20 protein-coding genes and 1 tRNA gene are annotated in these 16,077 nt (G+C 67.3%); 12 read left to right on the forward strand and 9 right to left on the reverse strand.

The window, feature by feature from the left end; translation table 11 throughout:
- Positions 1-4: 4 nt before the first annotated feature.
- The 8 genes from P7V53_RS04810 to hisA all read left to right on the forward strand — a co-directional run bounded on the left by P7V53_RS04810 (position 5) and on the right by hisA (position 6,697).
- Positions 5-268: a BolA family protein gene (locus P7V53_RS04810; RefSeq protein ID WP_280154341.1), complete on the forward strand. Its 264-nt coding sequence runs from the start codon at positions 5-7 to the stop codon at positions 266-268.
- Positions 269-352: 84 nt separating this feature from the next.
- Positions 353-1,624 (forward strand): UDP-N-acetylglucosamine 1-carboxyvinyltransferase, encoded by a 1,272-nt coding sequence (murA, locus tag P7V53_RS04815; RefSeq protein WP_280154342.1) that lies wholly within the window; start codon positions 353-355, stop codon positions 1,622-1,624.
- Positions 1,621-2,259 (forward strand): ATP phosphoribosyltransferase, encoded by a 639-nt coding sequence (hisG, locus tag P7V53_RS04820; RefSeq protein ID WP_280154343.1) that lies wholly within the window; start codon positions 1,621-1,623, stop codon positions 2,257-2,259. The genes murA and hisG overlap by 4 nt, the downstream gene beginning before the upstream one ends.
- The gene (hisD, locus tag P7V53_RS04825; protein ID WP_280154344.1) at positions 2,256-3,581 is read left to right on the forward strand and encodes a histidinol dehydrogenase; all 1,326 of its coding nucleotides are present in this window, start codon (positions 2,256-2,258) and stop codon (positions 3,579-3,581) included. Before hisG ends, hisD begins: the two co-directional genes overlap by 4 nt.
- On the forward strand, positions 3,578-4,657 hold the full coding sequence (gene hisC / locus P7V53_RS04830; protein WP_280154345.1) for a histidinol-phosphate transaminase: 1,080 nt from the start codon (positions 3,578-3,580) through the stop codon (positions 4,655-4,657). Before hisD ends, hisC begins: the two co-directional genes overlap by 4 nt.
- Positions 4,657-5,253 (forward strand): imidazoleglycerol-phosphate dehydratase HisB, encoded by a 597-nt coding sequence (gene hisB / locus P7V53_RS04835; RefSeq protein WP_280154346.1) that lies wholly within the window; start codon positions 4,657-4,659, stop codon positions 5,251-5,253. The genes hisC and hisB overlap by 1 nt, the downstream gene beginning before the upstream one ends.
- Before the next feature lies 1 nt (position 5,254).
- Positions 5,255-5,899, forward strand: a complete 645-nt coding sequence (gene hisH, locus P7V53_RS04840) for an imidazole glycerol phosphate synthase subunit HisH (protein WP_280154347.1) — start codon at positions 5,255-5,257, stop codon at positions 5,897-5,899.
- A 57-nt stretch (positions 5,900-5,956) separates the two neighbouring features.
- Positions 5,957-6,697: a 1-(5-phosphoribosyl)-5-[(5-phosphoribosylamino)methylideneamino]imidazole-4-carboxamide isomerase gene (hisA, locus tag P7V53_RS04845; RefSeq protein WP_280154348.1), complete on the forward strand. Its 741-nt coding sequence runs from the start codon at positions 5,957-5,959 to the stop codon at positions 6,695-6,697.
- Positions 6,698-6,721: 24 nt separating this feature from the next.
- On the opposite strand, the gene P7V53_RS04850 is transcribed toward hisA, so the two are convergent.
- Positions 6,722-7,303: a CHRD domain-containing protein gene (locus tag P7V53_RS04850; protein WP_280154349.1), complete on the reverse strand. Its 582-nt coding sequence runs from the start codon at positions 7,301-7,303 to the stop codon at positions 6,722-6,724.
- Between the two features lie 124 nt (positions 7,304-7,427).
- On the opposite strand from P7V53_RS04850, the gene hisF reads away from it, so the two are divergent.
- The 4 genes from hisF to P7V53_RS04870 are packed head-to-tail and all read left to right on the forward strand — an operon-like array spanning position 7,428 to position 9,666.
- Complete coding sequence (gene hisF, locus P7V53_RS04855) at positions 7,428-8,207, forward strand: imidazole glycerol phosphate synthase subunit HisF (RefSeq protein ID WP_280154350.1); 780 nt, start codon at positions 7,428-7,430, stop codon at positions 8,205-8,207.
- Complete coding sequence (rsmD, locus tag P7V53_RS04860; RefSeq protein WP_280154351.1) at positions 8,204-8,782, forward strand: 16S rRNA (guanine(966)-N(2))-methyltransferase RsmD; 579 nt, start codon at positions 8,204-8,206, stop codon at positions 8,780-8,782. The genes hisF and rsmD overlap by 4 nt, the downstream gene beginning before the upstream one ends.
- Positions 8,783-8,842: 60 nt before the next feature.
- Positions 8,843-9,346 (forward strand): pantetheine-phosphate adenylyltransferase, encoded by a 504-nt coding sequence (gene coaD / locus P7V53_RS04865; RefSeq protein ID WP_280154352.1) that lies wholly within the window; start codon positions 8,843-8,845, stop codon positions 9,344-9,346.
- A gap of 26 nt (positions 9,347-9,372) precedes the next feature.
- Positions 9,373-9,666, forward strand: coding sequence for a YfhL family 4Fe-4S dicluster ferredoxin (locus P7V53_RS04870; protein ID WP_280154353.1), 294 nt, complete (start codon positions 9,373-9,375; stop codon positions 9,664-9,666).
- 6 nt (positions 9,667-9,672) lie between these two features.
- On the opposite strand, the gene P7V53_RS04875 is transcribed toward P7V53_RS04870, so the two are convergent.
- The 8 genes from P7V53_RS04875 to P7V53_RS04910 form a co-directional block, all read right to left on the reverse strand.
- The gene (locus P7V53_RS04875) at positions 9,673-10,077 is read right to left on the reverse strand and encodes a hypothetical protein (RefSeq protein ID WP_280154354.1); all 405 of its coding nucleotides are present in this window, start codon (positions 10,075-10,077) and stop codon (positions 9,673-9,675) included.
- Entirely contained in the window at positions 10,074-10,706 is a 633-nt protein-coding gene (pth, locus tag P7V53_RS04880) for an aminoacyl-tRNA hydrolase (RefSeq protein ID WP_280154355.1), read from the reverse strand. Before pth ends, P7V53_RS04875 begins: the two co-directional genes overlap by 4 nt.
- Before the next feature lie 84 nt (positions 10,707-10,790).
- Positions 10,791-11,438, reverse strand: a complete 648-nt coding sequence (locus P7V53_RS04885; protein WP_280154356.1) for a 50S ribosomal protein L25/general stress protein Ctc — start codon at positions 11,436-11,438, stop codon at positions 10,791-10,793.
- 75 nt (positions 11,439-11,513) lie between these two features.
- Complete coding sequence (locus P7V53_RS04890; protein ID WP_280154357.1) at positions 11,514-12,476, reverse strand: ribose-phosphate pyrophosphokinase; 963 nt, start codon at positions 12,474-12,476, stop codon at positions 11,514-11,516.
- Between the two features lie 73 nt (positions 12,477-12,549).
- Positions 12,550-12,626, reverse strand: a tRNA-Gln gene (locus tag P7V53_RS04895).
- 38 nt (positions 12,627-12,664) lie between these two features.
- The gene (gene ispE / locus P7V53_RS04900) at positions 12,665-13,567 is read right to left on the reverse strand and encodes a 4-(cytidine 5'-diphospho)-2-C-methyl-D-erythritol kinase (protein ID WP_280154358.1); all 903 of its coding nucleotides are present in this window, start codon (positions 13,565-13,567) and stop codon (positions 12,665-12,667) included.
- Positions 13,564-14,010 (reverse strand): lipoprotein insertase outer membrane protein LolB, encoded by a 447-nt coding sequence (locus P7V53_RS04905; protein ID WP_280154359.1) that lies wholly within the window; start codon positions 14,008-14,010, stop codon positions 13,564-13,566. Before P7V53_RS04905 ends, ispE begins: the two co-directional genes overlap by 4 nt.
- A gap of 224 nt (positions 14,011-14,234) precedes the next feature.
- Entirely contained in the window at positions 14,235-16,016 is a 1,782-nt protein-coding gene (locus tag P7V53_RS04910) for a tetratricopeptide repeat protein (RefSeq protein ID WP_280154360.1), read from the reverse strand.
- Positions 16,017-16,077: the final 61 nt, after the last annotated feature.

The raw sequence follows: 16,077 nt of genomic DNA on the forward strand, positions 1-16,077 counted from the left end.
CACCATGTCCGACCCCACCGCCGCCGACGTCCAGCGCTTCATTGCGCAAGGGCTGGTCTGCGAGCACCTGGAGGTTGAAGGCGACGGGCGCCATTTCTTCGCCACCATCGTGTCGGCCGAATTCGAAGGCGCGAACCGCGTGGCGCGCCACCAGCGGGTCTACCGCGCCCTGGGCGATAGAATGCGCGAGCAAATCCACGCCCTGTCGATGAAGACGCTGACCCCGGCCGAGTGGGCTTCCACGCCGGCCTCCACCCACCACCACTGACACCCGCCGCAGTGTTCACTGCGGCTGGCGGGCCTGCGCCAGCGGGTTCGAAAGCCGTGATGGGCATGGGCAGAACGAAGGCTCATGGACAAACTCCTCATTCGTGGTGGCCGCCGACTGGAAGGCGAAGTCACGATCTCGGGCGCCAAGAACGCCGCCCTGCCGGAGCTGTGCGCCGCGCTGCTGACCGCCGAGCCCGTCACGCTGACCAACGTGCCCCGGCTGCAGGACGTCAGCACCACGCTGAAGCTGCTTCGCAACATGGGTGCCGGCGCCGAGCGCAGCGAGTCGCAGGCCGACACCGTGACCATCGACGCCGGCCGCGTGACGACGCCCGAGGCGCCGTACGACCTCGTGAAGACGATGCGTGCGTCGATCCTCGTTCTCGGGCCGCTGCTGGCCCGCTTCGGTGAGGCGACCGTGTCGCTGCCCGGCGGCTGCGCGATCGGATCGCGGCCGGTCGACCAGCACATCAAGGGGTTGCGGGCCATGGGCGCCGACATCAGCGTGGAGCACGGCTACATCCTCGCCAAGGCCAGACGGCTCAAGGGGGCGAGCATCACGACGGACATGATCACCGTCACCGGCACCGAGAACCTGCTGATGGCTGCCACGCTGGCCGACGGCGAGACGGTGCTCGAGAATGCCGCGCAGGAGCCCGAGATTCCCGACTTGGCCGAGATGCTCATCAAGATGGGCGCGAAGATCGAGGGCCACGGCACCAACCGCATCCGCATCCAGGGGGTCGACGCGCTGCACGGCCTGACGCCGCTCGCGCCGCATCGCATCATCCCCGACCGCATCGAGACGGGCACCTTTCTGTGCGCCGTCGCTGCAGCCGGAGGCCATGTCGTGCTGAGAAGCGCTCAGGCGGCGCACCTCGGTGCGGTGATCGACAAGCTGCGCGAAGCGGGCGTGTCGATCGAAGCCGGCGAGGACTGGATCCGCGTGAAGAGCGATCAGCGCCCCCGTGCGGTCGGATTCCGCACCAGCGAGTACCCGGCGTTTCCCACCGACATGCAGGCGCAATTCATGACGCTCGACTGCATCGCCGAGGGCAGCGCGAAGATCACCGAGACGATCTTCGAGAACCGCTTCATGCACGTCAACGAGCTGCTGCGCCTGGGCGCGCGCATCGAGGTCGACGGCCACACCGCGATGATCCACGGCGTGCCCAGCCTGTCGGGTGCCACGGTGATGGCAACCGACCTGCGCGCCTCGGCCAGCCTGGTCATCGCCGGCCTGGTGGCCGACGGCGAGACGGTGGTGGACCGCATCTACCACCTCGATCGCGGCTACGACCAGATGGAAGCCAAGCTGCGCGGCATCGGTGCCGACATCGAGAGGGTCAAATGATCACCCTTGCCCTCTCGAAGGGACGCATCTTCGACGAGACGCTGCCCTTGCTCGGGGCCGCGGGCATCGAGGTCGCCGAAGACCCCGAGAAGTCGCGCAAGCTGATCATCGGCACCAGTCGGCCCGATGTGCGGGTGGTGCTGGTGCGCGCAACCGACGTGCCGACCTACGTGCAGTACGGCGGCGCCGACCTCGGCGTCACCGGCCGCGACACCCTGCTCGAGCACGGCGGCGACGGGCTGTACCAGCCGCTGGACCTGCGCATTGCCAAGTGCCGCATGAGCGTCGCCGCGCGTGCCGACTTCGACTATGCCGCGGCCGTGAAGCAGGGCTCGCGCATCCGGGTGGCGACCAAGTACACGCGCTGCGCAGCCGAGCATTTCGCCGACAAGGGCGTCCACGTCGACCTCATCAAGCTGTACGGCTCGATGGAGCTGGCGCCGCTGACCGGGCTCGCCGACGCGATCGTCGACCTGGTCTCCAGCGGTAGCACCCTGCGCGCCAACCACCTCGTCGAAGTCGAGGAGATCATGCAGATCTCGTCGCGCCTCGTCGTCAACCAGGCCGCGCTCAAGCTCAAGCGCGAGCCCATCCGCCAGCTCATCGACGCCTTTGCGGCCGCCATCGAATCATGACCGTCGCCATCCGCCAGCTCAGCACCTCCGCTCCGGACTTCGAAGCCGAGTTCCAGCGTGTGCTGCACTGGTCGGCGGAGCAGGACCACGAGATCGAGGAGCGCGTCGCGGGCATCCTGGCCGACGTGCAGCGCCGCGGCGATGCCGCGGTGCTGGAGTACACGCAGCGCTTCGACGCCCTGCAGGCGTCGTCGGTGGCGGCGCTGGAACTTCAGCCCACCGAGCTGCAGTCCGCTCTCCACGGCATTGCGCCGACCCAACGGGAGGCGCTGCAAGCGGCCGCGCGCCGGGTACAGGCCTATCACGAACGCCAGCTCGAGGCCTGCGGCAGGTCCTGGAGCTACCGCGACGAGGACGGCACGCTGCTCGGCCAGAAGGTGACGCCCCTGGACCGGGTCGGCATCTACGTGCCGGGCGGCAAGGCGGCGTATCCGTCCAGCGTGCTGATGAACGCCGTGCCGGCCAAGGTCGCCGGTGTCGGCGAGATCGTGATGGTCGTTCCCACGCCGCGTGGCGAGCGCAACGCGTTGGTCCTCGCGGCAGCGGCCGTGGCCGGCGTCGATCGTGTCTTCACCGTCGGGGGCGCGCAGGCGGTCGGCGCACTGGCCTACGGCACGGCCACCATTCCGGCGGTCGACAAGATCACCGGCCCGGGAAACGCCTACGTCGCCAGCGCCAAGCGGCGCGTGTTCGGCCAGATCGGCATCGACATGATCGCCGGGCCGAGCGAGATCCTCGTGCTGGCCGACGGCAGCACGCCGCCCGATTGGGTCGCGATGGATCTTTTCAGCCAGGCCGAGCACGACGAGCTGGCGCAAAGCATCCTGCTGTGCCCGGACGCGGCCTACATCGAGAAGGTACGCGAGGCCATCGAGCGCCTGCTGCCCGGCATGCCGCGCCACGCCATCATCCGCGCCTCGCTGGAAGGCAGAGGTGCGCTGATCCTCACCCGGACGATGGGCGAGGCCTGCGAGCTCAGCAACCGCATCGCGCCCGAGCACCTCGAGGTGAGCTCGCAGGAGCCGCATCGCTGGGAGCCCCTGCTGCGGCATGCCGGCGCCATCTTCCTCGGCGCCTATACGAGCGAGAGCCTGGGCGACTATTGCGCCGGACCCAACCACGTGCTGCCCACCTCGGGCACTGCGCGCTTCTCGTCGCCGCTCGGCGTGTACGACTTCCAGAAACGCACCAGCATCATCGAGGTCAGCGCCGCCGGCGCGCAGACCTTGGGCCCCATTGCCGCCGAGCTGGCTTATGGCGAAGGCCTGCAGGCGCATGCGCGGGCCGGCGAATTCAGACTGAACAAGGGAACCGCGCAATGAGCGCCACGCTGCAGGATCGGATGAAGCGGGTGATCCGCCAGGACATCCAGTCGATGCACGGCTATGCCGTCCAGCCGTCGGCAGGCATGGTCAAGCTCGACACGATGGAGAACCCGTTTCGCCTGCCGCCCGCGTTGCGCGACGAGCTGGGGCGGCGACTGGCAGAGGTGGCGCTGAACCGCTATCCCGCCGAGCGTGGCGACGTGCTGCGCGCGGCGCTGGCACGCCACGCCGGCATGCCGGAGCACTGCGACATCATGCTCGGCAACGGCTCCGACGAGCTGATCTCGCTGATCGCGATGGCCAGCGACGTGCCGGGCAGCACCGTGCTGGCACCGGTCCCGGGGTTCGTGATGTACGCACTGTCGGCCAAGCTGCAGGGCCTGCGCTTCGTCGGCGTGCCGACCACGCCGAGCTTCGAGCTCGATCTGCCGGCCATGGTGGCGGCGGTGCGCGAGCACCAGCCGGGCGTCATCTACCTGGCGTATCCCAACAACCCGACGGCCAACCTCTGGGACGATGCGGCCATCGACGCCATCATCGAAGCGGCGCCGGGCCTGGTCGTGATGGACGAGGCCTACCAGCCGTTCGCCGCGCGCGACTCGCTGGCGCGCCTGGAGCGCCACGAACACGTGCTGCTGATGCGCACGATGAGCAAGTTCGGGCTGGCAGGGGTGCGCATCGGCTACCTGATCGGGCGCAAGCCGCTGATCGCCGAGCTGGACAAGCTGCGGCCTCCGTTCAACGTCAGCGTGCTGAACTGCGAGACCGCGCTGTTCGCGCTGGAGCATGCCGACGAATACGCGCGCCAGGCGGCTGTCATCCGCACCGAGCGCGATGCGCTGCTGAAGCAGCTCGCCGAGCTGCCGGGCGTGACGCCCTTCCCGAGCGAAGCCAACATGATCCTGGCGCGCGTGCCCGACTCGAAGAAGGCCTTCGAAGGCATGAAGGCACGCGGCGTGCTGGTGAAGAACGTCGCATTCCTGCATCCGCTGCTCGACAACTGCGTGCGGCTGACGGTCGGAACGCCCGATGAGAACGTGAAGATGATGGATGCGCTGAAAGCGAGCCTGTGATGAGCATCGAGCGCAGGGCGGATGTCACCCGCAACACCACCGAGACGCAGATCCGCGTCGCGATCAACCTGGACGGCAGCGGTGTGGCCAAGCTGTCGACCGGCATCGGATTCTTCGACCACATGCTCGACCAGATCGCACGCCACGGCCTGATCGACCTCGAGATCGAGGCCAAGGGCGACCTGCACATCGATGGCCATCACACGGTGGAGGATGTCGGCATCACGCTGGGCCAGGCGATCGCGAAGGCGGTAGGCGACAAGAAGGGCCTGCGGCGCTACGGGCACGCCTACGTGCCGCTCGACGAGGCGCTCTCACGCGTGGTCATCGACTTCTCCGGCCGTCCCGGCCTGCACATGCGTGTCGACTTCAAGAGCGGAATGATCGGCGCGCTCGACACCCAGCTGGTCTACGAGTTTTTCCAGGGCTTTTCCAACCATGCCGGCGTCACGCTGCATGTGGACAACCTGCACGGAGACAACGCGCACCACCAGTGCGAGACGATCTTCAAGGCGTTCGCACGGGCGCTGCGCATGGCGCTCGAGATCGACCCCCGCGCCGCGGGCGTCATTCCGTCGACCAAGGGAACGTTGTGACATGAGCACCGTCGCGGTCGTCGACTACGGCATGGGCAACCTGCGCTCGGTGTCACAGGCGGTGATGCGTGTCGCGCAGGGATCCGGCTTCGACGTCCTGGTCACGTCCAGGCCCGAGGAGGTGTACGCTGCCGAGCGCATCGTGCTGCCCGGACAGGGCGCCATGCCGGACTGCATGCGCGAGCTTCGTGAATCGGGCCTGCTCGATGCGGTTCTCGACGCGGCGGCACGCAAGCCGCTGATGGGAGTTTGCGTCGGCATGCAGATGCTTCTGACGCGCAGTGAAGAGGGTCCGACGGACGGGCTCGACCTGATTCCCGGCGAGGTGGTGCGCTTTCGTCTGGAAGGGCGGCTGCAGCCCGACGGCAGCCGCTACAAGGTGCCGCAGATGGGCTGGAACGCAGTCGTCCAGGCCCGTGCGCACCCGGTCTGGGCTGGCGTGCCCGACGGGGCGTACTTCTATTTCGTCCACAGCTACTGCGCCAAGCCGGCCGATGCGGACCACAGCGTCGGCGAAACCGAGTACGGCGAGCGCTTTACCTCGGCGCTGGCGCGGGATAACATTTTCGCCACCCAGTTCCACCCCGAGAAGAGTGCCGACCTCGGCCTCGCGCTGTATCGCAATTTCCTGCACTGGAAACCCTGACGAGTCACCTCCTGCCTTCTCGGGCGCCGCTCCTCCACCCCACCTTCCTCATCGGCCATGCTGCTGATCCCCGCGATTGACTTGAAAGACGGCAAGTGCGTGCGTCTGAAACAAGGCGACATGAATGTCTCCACCACTTTCGGTGAGGACCCGGCGGCAATCGCCAGGCGATGGGTGGACGCGGGCGCCAGACGGCTGCACCTCGTCGACCTGAACGGCGCCTTTGCCGGCAAGCCTGTCAACGAGGCCGCCATCAAGGCCATCCTGGCCGAAGTGGGCGAGGAGATCCCGGTCCAGCTGGGCGGCGGCATCCGGGACCTCGACACCATCGAGCGCTATCTCGACGATGGCCTCAGCTTCATCATCATCGGCACGGCCGCGGTGAAGAGCCCGGGTTTCCTCAAGGACGCCTGCAGCGCGTTCGGCGGTCACATCATCGTCGGCCTGGACGCCAAGGACGGGAAGGTCGCCACCGACGGCTGGAGCAAGCTCACCGGCCACGAGGTGGTCGATCTGGCCAAGAAGTTCGAGGACTACGGCGTCGAAGGCGTCATCTACACCGACATCGGCCGCGACGGCATGCTCAACGGCATCAACATCGATGCCACGGTCAAGCTCGCGCAGTCGCTCACCATTCCCGTGATTGCCTCCGGCGGGCTGAGCAGCATCGCCGACATCGAAAAGCTGTGCGCGGTGGAAAGCGAGGGCATCGAGGGCGTCATCTGCGGACGCGCGATCTACACCGGCGACCTCGACTTTGCCGCCGCGCAGAAGCGGGCGGATGAACTGGCGGCCTGAGCGGGCCGCCGTTTCCCGGCTCCATCAGACGCTGCGTCGCCGCTTGGCGGACCACGCCACCGCAGCCAGTCCCGCAAGCATGAGTGCATAGGTCTGCGGCTCGGGAATGAGCGTCGGGAAGCCGCGGATCTCACCCGATCCGAACGCCGACGTGTGAATGTTGAGGTACGCACGGCCGTCGTTCAAACCGTCGACGAAGGCGGTGAACGCGTTGGCGATGCCCCCTTGCGCGGTCACGAAGGCCGGATTCCAGCTCGACGCCAGGGTCATGTCGAAGGTGTGGTCGTAGCTGCCCGCGGTCACTCCCGTCGGAAAGTCCTCGAAACTCGGCAACTGGGTGGCAGGGGCCACAGTACCGGTGAACGGCGTCGCCGTGCAGCAATGGATGTGGCCGATGGTGGTGGTGCCGACCAGGTCGGCGAAGGTCGCCTCCACCCGCATCGTCATCAGCGTCGTATCGATGGTGACGGTGGCAAAGCCGTGGCCGGGCGAAGTCACGGAGGGCTCGGGAAGCAGGGGGGCGGTATAGACGCCGATCTGGGCGGCGGCCGGCGCTGCCAAAGCGGCAGCCAACACGAATCCGGCTGGCGATGCGCTGAGTCTCATGAGCGGTGTCCTCCTCGGGAACAAGTGGTTCTCCCGACCCCATCGCGTATACGGAGGCTGGCCGCCATCTCATCCGGGCCCCTGCTACTGGATATAGTTCAGGCCCCCGCCTTTCACCACCTTCATGCTCGCCAAACGCATCATTCCCTGCCTCGACGTGACCGGCGGTCGTGTCGTCAAAGGGGTCAACTTCGTCGAACTGCGCGACGCCGGTGATCCGGTCGAGATCGCCGCCCGCTACAACGACCAGGGTGCCGACGAGATCACCTTTCTCGACATCACGGCCACCAGCGACGACCGCGGTCTGTTGCTCAACATCATCGAAGCCGTGGCATCGCAGGTGTTCATTCCTCTCACCGTCGGCGGCGGCGTGCGCACGGTCCAGGACGTGCGGCGCCTGCTGAATTCGGGTGCCGACAAGGTGAGCTTCAACTCCGCCGCCGTCGCCGATCCGCAGGTGATCCGCGACGCCTCGCGCAAATACGGCGCGCAGTGCATCGTCGTGGCAATCGACGCGAAAAGGCGTGCCGGCGAAGCAGCGGCAGCGCGCGGCGACGGGTGGGACGTGTATACGCACGGCGGTCGGCGCAACACCGGGCTCGATGCCGTCGACTGGGCTCGCCGCATGGCAGAACACGGCGCCGGGGAACTGCTGCTCACCAGCATGGATCGCGACGGCACGAAAAGCGGCTTCGACCTGGCATTGACCCGCGCGGTGAGCGATGCGGTCGCAATCCCGGTCATCGCCTCCGGCGGCGTCGGCAGTCTGGAGCATCTGGTCGAGGGCATACAGCATGGCGGGGCCGACGCCGTGCTGGCAGCAAGCATCTTTCACTACGGTGAGCACACCGTCGGCGAGGCAAAGGCACTGATGGCCAGCAGGGGCATACCGGTCCGACCATGACGATGCGAACGCGGCGCTCGCCGCCGCTGCACGAGGTGCGCATCATCGGCGGCCGGTGGAAGCGCAGCAAACTGCCGGTGGCCGATGCGCCGGGCCTGCGCCCCACCCCCGACCGCGTCCGCGAGACGCTGTTCAACTGGCTGGGACAGGACCTGGCCGGCTGGCGCTGCCTCGACGCATTCGCCGGCAGCGGGGCGCTTGGCTTCGAGGCGGCCTCGCGCGGCGCCGCAGACGTGCTCCTGCTCGAGCGCGATCCACAACTGGTGCGCAGCCTGCAGGAATCGCAGCGGCGCCTGCACGCCGACGTGGTGCGGGTCGAGGCGGGCGACGCACTGGCCTTCATGCGTCGTGCGGCGCCGGAAAGCTTCGAGCTGATCCTGCTCGATCCGCCGTTCGACCAGGACCTCTTCGAGCCGGCGCTCGCCGCCGCTTCCCGCCTCGTCGTCGCCGAGGGCTTCATCTACCTGGAAGCGGACCGTCCCTTCGATGAAGGCGGCGTCGCGCCGCTCGGCCTGCGCGTCCACCGCCACGCCCGGGCGGGCGCCGTGCACTTCCACTTGCTCCAGCGCACCTAGCTGACGCCGGCTGAAACAGCGGGCTACACTCCGACCGGACCATTGTTCGAGGGGGCCATCTTGACGTCCGTGACCCGATTGACCGCCGTCTACCCCGGCACCTTCGATCCGATGACGCTCGGCCACGAGGACTTGATGCGCCGTGCGAGCCGGCTTTTCGAGCGGCTGATCCTGGCGGTCGCCGCCGGGCACCACAAGCGAACGATGTTCACCATCGCGGAGCGGCTCGAGATCGCTCAGGAGCTGTCGAGCAAGTACGCCAACGTCGAGGTCATCGCGTTTCGCGGCCTGCTGCGCGACTTTGTCGTCGCGCACGGCGGCAAGGTCGTGGTGCGGGGCCTGCGGGCGGTCAGCGATTTCGAGTACGAGTTCCAGATGGCCGGCATGAACCGCCAGCTGATGCCCGAGGTGGAGACGCTGTTCCTGACGCCGAGCGACCAATATCAGTTCGTTTCCGGTACTTTCGTGCGTGAAATCGCCACCTTGGGCGGGGATGTCTCGAAATTCGTCTCGCCGTCGGTGAACCAGCGGCTGCAGCGGCGCGTCAAACACGCCGAGAGCTGAATCTCTGTCGCAAGCCGAGCTGCACCATGGCCCTGATGATCACCGACGAATGCATCAATTGCGATGTGTGCGAGCCTGAATGCCCCAACCAGGCCATCTCGATGGGGCCGGAGTTTTATCAGATCGACCCTGCGCGGTGCACCGAGTGCGTCGGTCACTTCGACGAACCGCAATGCGTGCAGGTGTGCCCGGTGAGCTGCATCCCGATTCACCCGGCGCACGTGGAATCCCGGGAGACGCTGTGGCACAAGTACCGGCGTCTTCAGCAGTCGGGCACTGGTGGCGCGGCCTTTCCGCCGGCGGAGCCGAGCGCCGGCTGAGCGGGCTTACTTGCCGTTGTTCTTCTGAGCGCCGGGCTCGACGGCGACGAAGTCCTTGTCGGTTGCGGCCTTGCCCTTGCCTTTGGTGCGCTTCTTCTGGCTCTTGACCGGAGCCGAGGCCGGTGCGGGTGTCGAGGCGGCGCGGGAATCGAAGCCGCTCGCGCTGGCCGGCTTCTCGCCGTTCTCCTTCGACACGCGGTCTTGCTCCATTCGGGCGGCCAGCTTCTTTTCACGTTCTGACACGCGGCGGGCTTCCGCGCGCTGGGCCGCGGTGCGTGGATCCGCCGAGTCGATCAGCTTTCCACCAGGGCAGGGCGTCTGCGAGTACGACTGTCCGCATCGGTAGATGGGTGCCGCCGTGGCGGTGTGGAGGGCGACGAAACCGAACAGCACCAACCCGAGGCGCTTCATGGCAGACGCTCCTGAGGACCCGCCGTGGTGACTTCTGGTCGGGGCGGCTTCGGCCTCGGCGGTTTCGCGTGGATCTTCATCATCGCGCGCTCCATGTCCCCGTCGAGCAGCAGATCGATTGCTGTGAGCGATTGATCGATCGCCTTGTCGATCGCCTCGCGCTGTTCCAGTGGCGGCTTGCGTAGCACATAGTTGATGACCTCGGCCTTCACGCCGGGGTGACCGATGCCAAGCCGCAGGCGCCAGTAGTCGCCGCTGCCGAGGTGGGCGTGGATGTCCTTCAGGCCGTTGTGGCCCGCGTGGCTGCCGCCCAGCTTCAGCTTCATCTGGCCCGGCATCAGGTCGAGCTCGTCGTGAACGACGAGGATCTCCTGCGGGGCGATCTTGAAGAAGCGGGCCAGCGCCGCGACGGACTTGCCGGACAGGTTCATGAACGTCATCGGCTCGAGCAGCCAGATGTGGCCGGCCGGCCGATTGACCCGCGCCATCAAGCCGAAATAGCTGCGCTCGGGAACCAGCGACGCCTTCAGCGCACGCGCGGCTTCGTCTATCCACCAGAAGCCCGCGTTGTGACGGGTGGCTTCGTATTCGGGGCCGGGGTTGCCGAGGCCGACAAGCAATCGAATCATGGCCGGGATTATCGATCTAGGGCGGGCATAAAAAAGCCCCGCCGAAGCGGGGCCTGATGCGACGCGGCCGAGGCCGCATCACCGTCACTTCTTGTTTTGCTTCTCATCCTTCTTGCCCTTGCCCGGGGCGGGTGCGGGCGCGGCCACCACCGGGGCGGGCGCGGCTTCCTCTTCAGCCGCTTGGGTCGACACCGACACGATCACCGGGTTCTTCTTGCCGTGCGTGACGACCTTGGCGCCGGAGGGCAGCTTGACGTCATCGACATGCAGCGACTGGCCCTTCTGCAGGTTGCCGAGGTCCACCTCGATGAACTCGGGCAGCTGCGAAGCCAGGCACTGCACCAGCAGGTCGGTGACGACGTGGTTCACCAGGCACTTGTCGGTCTTGACGGCCGGCGAGTTCTCTTCGTTGATGAAGTGCAACGGCACCTTCTTCGTGATCTTGGTCGTGGCGTCCACGCGCTGGAAGTCCACGTGCATCACGATCGGCTTGAACGCGTGCATCTGGTAGTCGCGCAGGATCACCTGCTCGCTCTTGCCCTTGAGTTCCATCTCCAGCACGGTGGAGTGGAAGGTCTCCTTCTTCAGCGCGAAGAACAGGGCGTTGTGATCGAGCTCGATCATGGCGGGCTCGCCCGCACCGTAGACGATGCCAGGCACCTTTTGCGCATTGCGCAGGCGGCGGCTCGCTCCGGTCCCCTGCAGCGTGCGCTCGAAAGCGACGAATTTCATGTTGACTCCGTTGAGTTGAAGCGCCCGCGACCAGGCTGCCTCGTGAAAAGGGCCTCTCGGCCCGGGTGATGCGGATCAGAAGTTGCTGTTCTGCTCCGCGAACAGGGACGTGACCGACTCGCCGTCGGAAATTCGGCGGATGGTCTCGGCAAACAGGAAGGCGACGGAAAGCTGGCGCACCTTCGGGCAGGTCTTGCCGTCGTCGTTCAGCGGGATCGTGTTGGTGATCACCACCTCGTCGAGCGCCGAACCCTTGATGCGCTCGATCGCAGGGCCGGAGAACACGGCGTGGGTGCAGTAGGCATAGACGCTCTTCGCGCCGCGCTCCTTGAGCACCTCGGCGGCCTTCACCAGCGTGCCGGCGGTGTCGATCATGTCGTCCATGATCACGCAGTTGCGGCCCTCGATCTCGCCAATGACGTGCATCACCTCGGACACGTTGGCCTTCGGGCGCCGCTTGTCGATGATCGCCAGGTCGCAATTGAGCTGCTTGGCCAGCGCCCGGGCGCGCACGACGCCGCCGACGTCGGGCGAAACGACCACCAGGTTCTCATATCGCTTGGTCTGCAGGTCTGAGAGCAGCACCGGCGAGGCGTAGATGTTGTCGACGGGGATGTTGAAGAAGCCCTGGATCTGGTCGGCGTGCAGGTCCATCGTGAGCAGGCGCTCGACACCGACCGCCTCCAGCATGTTCGCGACGACCTTGGCACTGATGGGCACCCGGGTGGAGCGTGGACGGCGATCCTGGCGGGCATAGCCGAAATACGGGATGACTGCGGTGACACGGCGCGCCGACGCGCGCTTGAGCGCGTCGACCATGATGCACAGCTCCATCAAGTTCTCGTTCGTCGGCGCGCAGGTGGGCTGCACGACGAAGATGTCGCGTGCGCGCACGTTCTGCTGGATCTCGATGTCGACTTCGCCATCGGAAAACCGGCCGACCTTCGCGCGGCCGAGTTCGATGCCGAGATGGGACGCGATTTCCTGCGCCAACGCGGGGTTGGCGTTACCGGTGAAAAGCACGGTGTTGAAAAGCACGTTCCCTCCGTCGAGGCTTTCGCTTCAGCCCCGGCGTGCATCAAGCCGATGCACCGGGATCACACACAAGATTTGGCAGGGGAGGAAGGACTCGAACCCTCGCATGTCGGAATCAAAATCCGATGCCTTAACCAACTTGGCGACTCCCCTACACCGGTCCGCTGCTTGCGCCGCGAACCTTCAACCCCTCAGTCTGCAGCCCATCCGATCAGCGGATGCTGCTGCAGACCGCGGCACATTCGGCCCACCCATTCCGCCGGAAGCTCCGGCGGCATTGTCGCCCTGGGCGGGCTCTCCTTGCCTTCGATCCTGCCTGCTCTTGCGAACACCGCGCTGCCGGAGCCCGTCATGCGGCTGTTGCCGAAGCGGCCCTCCAGCAGCCGGGCGGCTTGCGCCACTTCGGGACACATGGCTTCTGCGGGAGGCTGCAAATCGTTGCGACCGTATCCCTGCAAGAGGCCATCTGCGCCGACATCTGCCCAGACGTCTGCAAGAAAGCCCGCAAGTATAGCAGCTTCGGTGTTGCGCACGAGCAGCGGGCTGGTGAAGATCGACTGAGTGGCGAGGCTGGCCGCGGGCTTGACGACGGCATACCACTGCGGCGGCAGCCCGATGGGCGTGAGGCGCTCTCCGATGCCTTCGACCCAGGCGTTGCGCCCGCCCAGAAAGAAGGGCACATCGGCGCCCAGGCTCAGACCCAGCGGCAGCAGCCGCGACAGCGGCCAGTTCAGGCCCCACAACCGATTCAGGGCGAGCAGCGTGGAAGCGGCGTCGGAGCTTCCACCGCCCATGCCGGCGCCCCATGGCACCTGCTTCTCGATGGAGATGTCGACCCCCTGCGTCGTGCCGCTTTCCGCCTGCAGCCGTCGCGCCGCGCGCAGGCACAGGTCGTCGGCGGGCAGCGCCGCGCCGAGGTCGTGACGCGCGATGGCGCCGTCGTCGCGACGCTCGAGATGCAGCGTGTCGCACCAGTCGATCAGCACGAACACCGACTGCAGGAGGTGGTAGCCGTCGGCGCGCCGTCCGATCACATGCAGGAAGAGATTGAGCTTGGCCGGCGCGGCGACGTCGTAGAGCGCGCGCAGCGTCATGACGGGTCGAGCTTGGCGCGCACGAGGACCGCGGGCGCCTGCTCGCGCTGGGCCGACACCCACCCCTCGTCGAAGCGCGCCAGGCTGACGACCCAGCCAAGCTGGCGGAAGCCACGTTCGGCCGGCGCCGCGGTCGGCGAGCTGGGCGCACCCTCCCACGCACGGCCGCGAAGCCAGTCGAACAGCGCCGCCACCGGCAGGCTCTCGCCAAGCACCTCGCGGGTCAGCTCATCGAGGTTCGTGAAGCTCCTTTCACCTTGCGATGTGACCAGCACCACTCGCCCCGGTGCCCACCGGGCCTGCGCGAGCACGGTGCCCAGCGGCGTGCTGAGGTCCAGCCTGCCCTGCAGCGGGCCTCCTTGGAGGTCGAAGACAGCGGTCACCGTGCGCGCAGCGCTTGTCGGCGTGGCGTCGACGCGCACCGTCATGCGCCCGGCCAGCATGTCGGAGGGAGCGCGGGTCGCGGGCGGCTGCGTCGTCGCGCATCCGCCCAGCAGCGCCGCGGCCAGCAGCCAAGCCTGTCCTGAGCCTAGTCGAAGGGCCTGTCCTGAGCCTAGTCGAAGGGCCTGTCCTGAGCCTGGTCGAAGGGCCTGTCCTGAGCCTGGTCGAAGGGCCTGTCCTGAGCCCAGTCGAAGGGCCTGTCCTGAGCCCAGTCGAAGGGCGCGGATCACAGGTCGCCGACGCGCAGGCGCGCGAGCGTTTCGCGCAGCACGTCGTTCGCCGAATCCTTGCTCCGCCCTTCGCGCCAGACGCGCTTGGCTTCTTCGCGCTGACCGCTGACCCACAGCACCTCGCCGAGGTGGGCCGCGATTTCCGGGTCGGGACGCGACTGGTACGCGCCGCGCAGCAGTCGCAGTGCCTCATCCCGGTTGCCCAGGCGGTATTCGACCCAGCCCAGGCTGTCGGTGATGAAGGGCTCGCCGGGCGCGATCTCAAGCGCTTTCTGAATCAGCGCCTTGGCTTCCGGCAGCCGCACGTTGCGCTCGGCCAGCGAGTAGCCGAGTGCGTTGTGTGCATGGTGGTGATCGGGCTTGAGCGCGATCACTCGGCGCAGCAGGCGCTCCATCTCCTCGACGCGATTGAGCTTCTCGGCCATCATCGACTGCTCGTACAGCAGGTCGATGTCGTCCGGATACTTCTTGTTGGCGCTGGCCAGCACGAGGTTCGCCTCATTCCAGTTCTTGGTGTCGCGCAGGATCTGCACCTCGGCGAGCAGCTTGGCGCGCGCGTCTTCCTCGCCCTTCTCGGGCGAGCGCCGAATCAGCTCGCGCGCTTCACGCAGCTTGCCCTGGCGCGCCAGCAGCGACGCCCGTCGGGACAAGACTTCGAGCGCGCGCTGCGGGTTGTCGACCTTCTTCAGCCACGCTTCGGCGGCCTTGAAGTCGTTCTGCTGCTCGGCCGCCTGCGCGAGCAGCAGCCAGGCCTGAGTGAGACCGCGTTCCGGCGTGGCCGGACCCTCGTCCTCGTCGAAGGCGGCGTGCGGATCGGCGGCCGCCTTGCTACCGCCGGACTGGAGCAGGTCGACATAGCGCTCGAGCGCGGCGGTGGCCTGCTTGGGCTGGCGCAACTCCAGGTACAGCGCGCCCAGCGTGAGCCACGGCGGTGCGACCGTCGGCTGGCTGCGCGTCACCGACTCGAGCTGCGCCACGGCGTCGCCGTAGCGCTGCGAGGCAGCCAGCACGCGCGAGTAAAGCAGCCGTATCGCGTTGCTGTCGGGATTGGCCTTCAGGTTCTCGAGGACGACCGTCTCTGCCGCCGGCGTACCCGGCAGCATCTCGAGCGCAAGCATTGCCGCACCTTCGGAGGAACTGTCCTGGGCCTGCGCGCGTTGCGCCATGTCGAGCGCCTTGCCGGTGTCGTTGGCGATGAGCCAGGCGCGGCCCAGGGCCACGTTGACCGCGGCGCGGGTGGCGGGTGCGTCGGCATAGGGCTGCAGCACCTGCGCCAGGAGCCCCGCCACTTGCTGGCGGTCCTGCACGCGGCCGAAGAACCGCGGCAGGCTCATGATCAGGTTGGCGCGCTCGGCCTCGGGCGTGAGCTGGAGCAACGAGCGCAGGGGCTCGACTGTTTCGGGCGCGCGATTCAGCGCAATCAGCAGCTGGACGAGATAGCGATGGGCATCCAGCGAGCCGGGAACCTCGCTGCGCCACTGCTGGGCCGCGGCCAGGGCCTGGTCGCCCGCGCGCGCCTGCAGGGCGATGTCGGTTGCACGGCGGAAGAGCTGCTCGTCCTTGGTTCGCACGGCGGCGTCGAGCACATCGCGGTAGGCGCTGCCGGCATCGCCAGCGCGCAGCTCGAGCTCGCCGATCAACAGTTGATAGAAGAGCTGCGCGTCGAGCTTGGAGTGGGTGGGCGCCTCGGCGTGCTGCGCGGAAGCGCCGAAGCTGAGCAACAGCGCCGACGCGGCCAGGGCCAGCGCTCGTGTGCGAAGGGGAAGACGGGCTGGCATCGGCAGAACTCCTGAAACACGATTGATTTTAGTGGTGGGGCCGGAGGCGCAGAGGCATGGG

Source organism: Piscinibacter sp. XHJ-5, from assembly GCF_029855045.1.
GTDB lineage: Bacteria > Pseudomonadota > Gammaproteobacteria > Burkholderiales > Burkholderiaceae_C > Albitalea.

Bases quoted from the DNA above. Each gene is read 5' to 3' on its own strand.
- P7V53_RS04810 (WP_280154341.1), top strand. From the start codon at position 5: ATGTCCGACCCCACCGCCGCCGACGTCCAGCGCTTCATTGCGCAAGGG.
- murA (WP_280154342.1), top strand. From the start codon at position 353: ATGGACAAACTCCTCATTCGTGGTGGCCGCCGACTGGAAGGCGAAGTC.
- hisG (WP_280154343.1), top strand. From the start codon at position 1,621: ATGATCACCCTTGCCCTCTCGAAGGGACGCATCTTCGACGAGACGCTG.
- hisD (WP_280154344.1), top strand. From the start codon at position 2,256: ATGACCGTCGCCATCCGCCAGCTCAGCACCTCCGCTCCGGACTTCGAA.
- hisC (WP_280154345.1), top strand. From the start codon at position 3,578: ATGAGCGCCACGCTGCAGGATCGGATGAAGCGGGTGATCCGCCAGGAC.
- hisB (WP_280154346.1), top strand. From the start codon at position 4,657: ATGAGCATCGAGCGCAGGGCGGATGTCACCCGCAACACCACCGAGACG.
- hisH (WP_280154347.1), top strand. From the start codon at position 5,255: ATGAGCACCGTCGCGGTCGTCGACTACGGCATGGGCAACCTGCGCTCG.
- hisA (WP_280154348.1), top strand. From the start codon at position 5,957: ATGCTGCTGATCCCCGCGATTGACTTGAAAGACGGCAAGTGCGTGCGT.
- P7V53_RS04850 (WP_280154349.1), bottom strand. From the start codon at position 7,303: ATGAGACTCAGCGCATCGCCAGCCGGATTCGTGTTGGCTGCCGCTTTG.
- hisF (WP_280154350.1), top strand. From the start codon at position 7,428: ATGCTCGCCAAACGCATCATTCCCTGCCTCGACGTGACCGGCGGTCGT.
- rsmD (WP_280154351.1), top strand. From the start codon at position 8,204: ATGACGATGCGAACGCGGCGCTCGCCGCCGCTGCACGAGGTGCGCATC.
- P7V53_RS04870 (WP_280154353.1), top strand. From the start codon at position 9,373: ATGGCCCTGATGATCACCGACGAATGCATCAATTGCGATGTGTGCGAG.
- P7V53_RS04875 (WP_280154354.1), bottom strand. From the start codon at position 10,077: ATGAAGCGCCTCGGGTTGGTGCTGTTCGGTTTCGTCGCCCTCCACACC.
- pth (WP_280154355.1), bottom strand. From the start codon at position 10,706: ATGATTCGATTGCTTGTCGGCCTCGGCAACCCCGGCCCCGAATACGAA.
- P7V53_RS04885 (WP_280154356.1), bottom strand. From the start codon at position 11,438: ATGAAATTCGTCGCTTTCGAGCGCACGCTGCAGGGGACCGGAGCGAGC.
- ispE (WP_280154358.1), bottom strand. From the start codon at position 13,567: ATGACGCTGCGCGCGCTCTACGACGTCGCCGCGCCGGCCAAGCTCAAT.
- P7V53_RS04905 (WP_280154359.1), bottom strand. From the start codon at position 14,010: ATGCTGGCCGGGCGCATGACGGTGCGCGTCGACGCCACGCCGACAAGC.
- P7V53_RS04910 (WP_280154360.1), bottom strand. From the start codon at position 16,016: ATGCCAGCCCGTCTTCCCCTTCGCACACGAGCGCTGGCCCTGGCCGCG.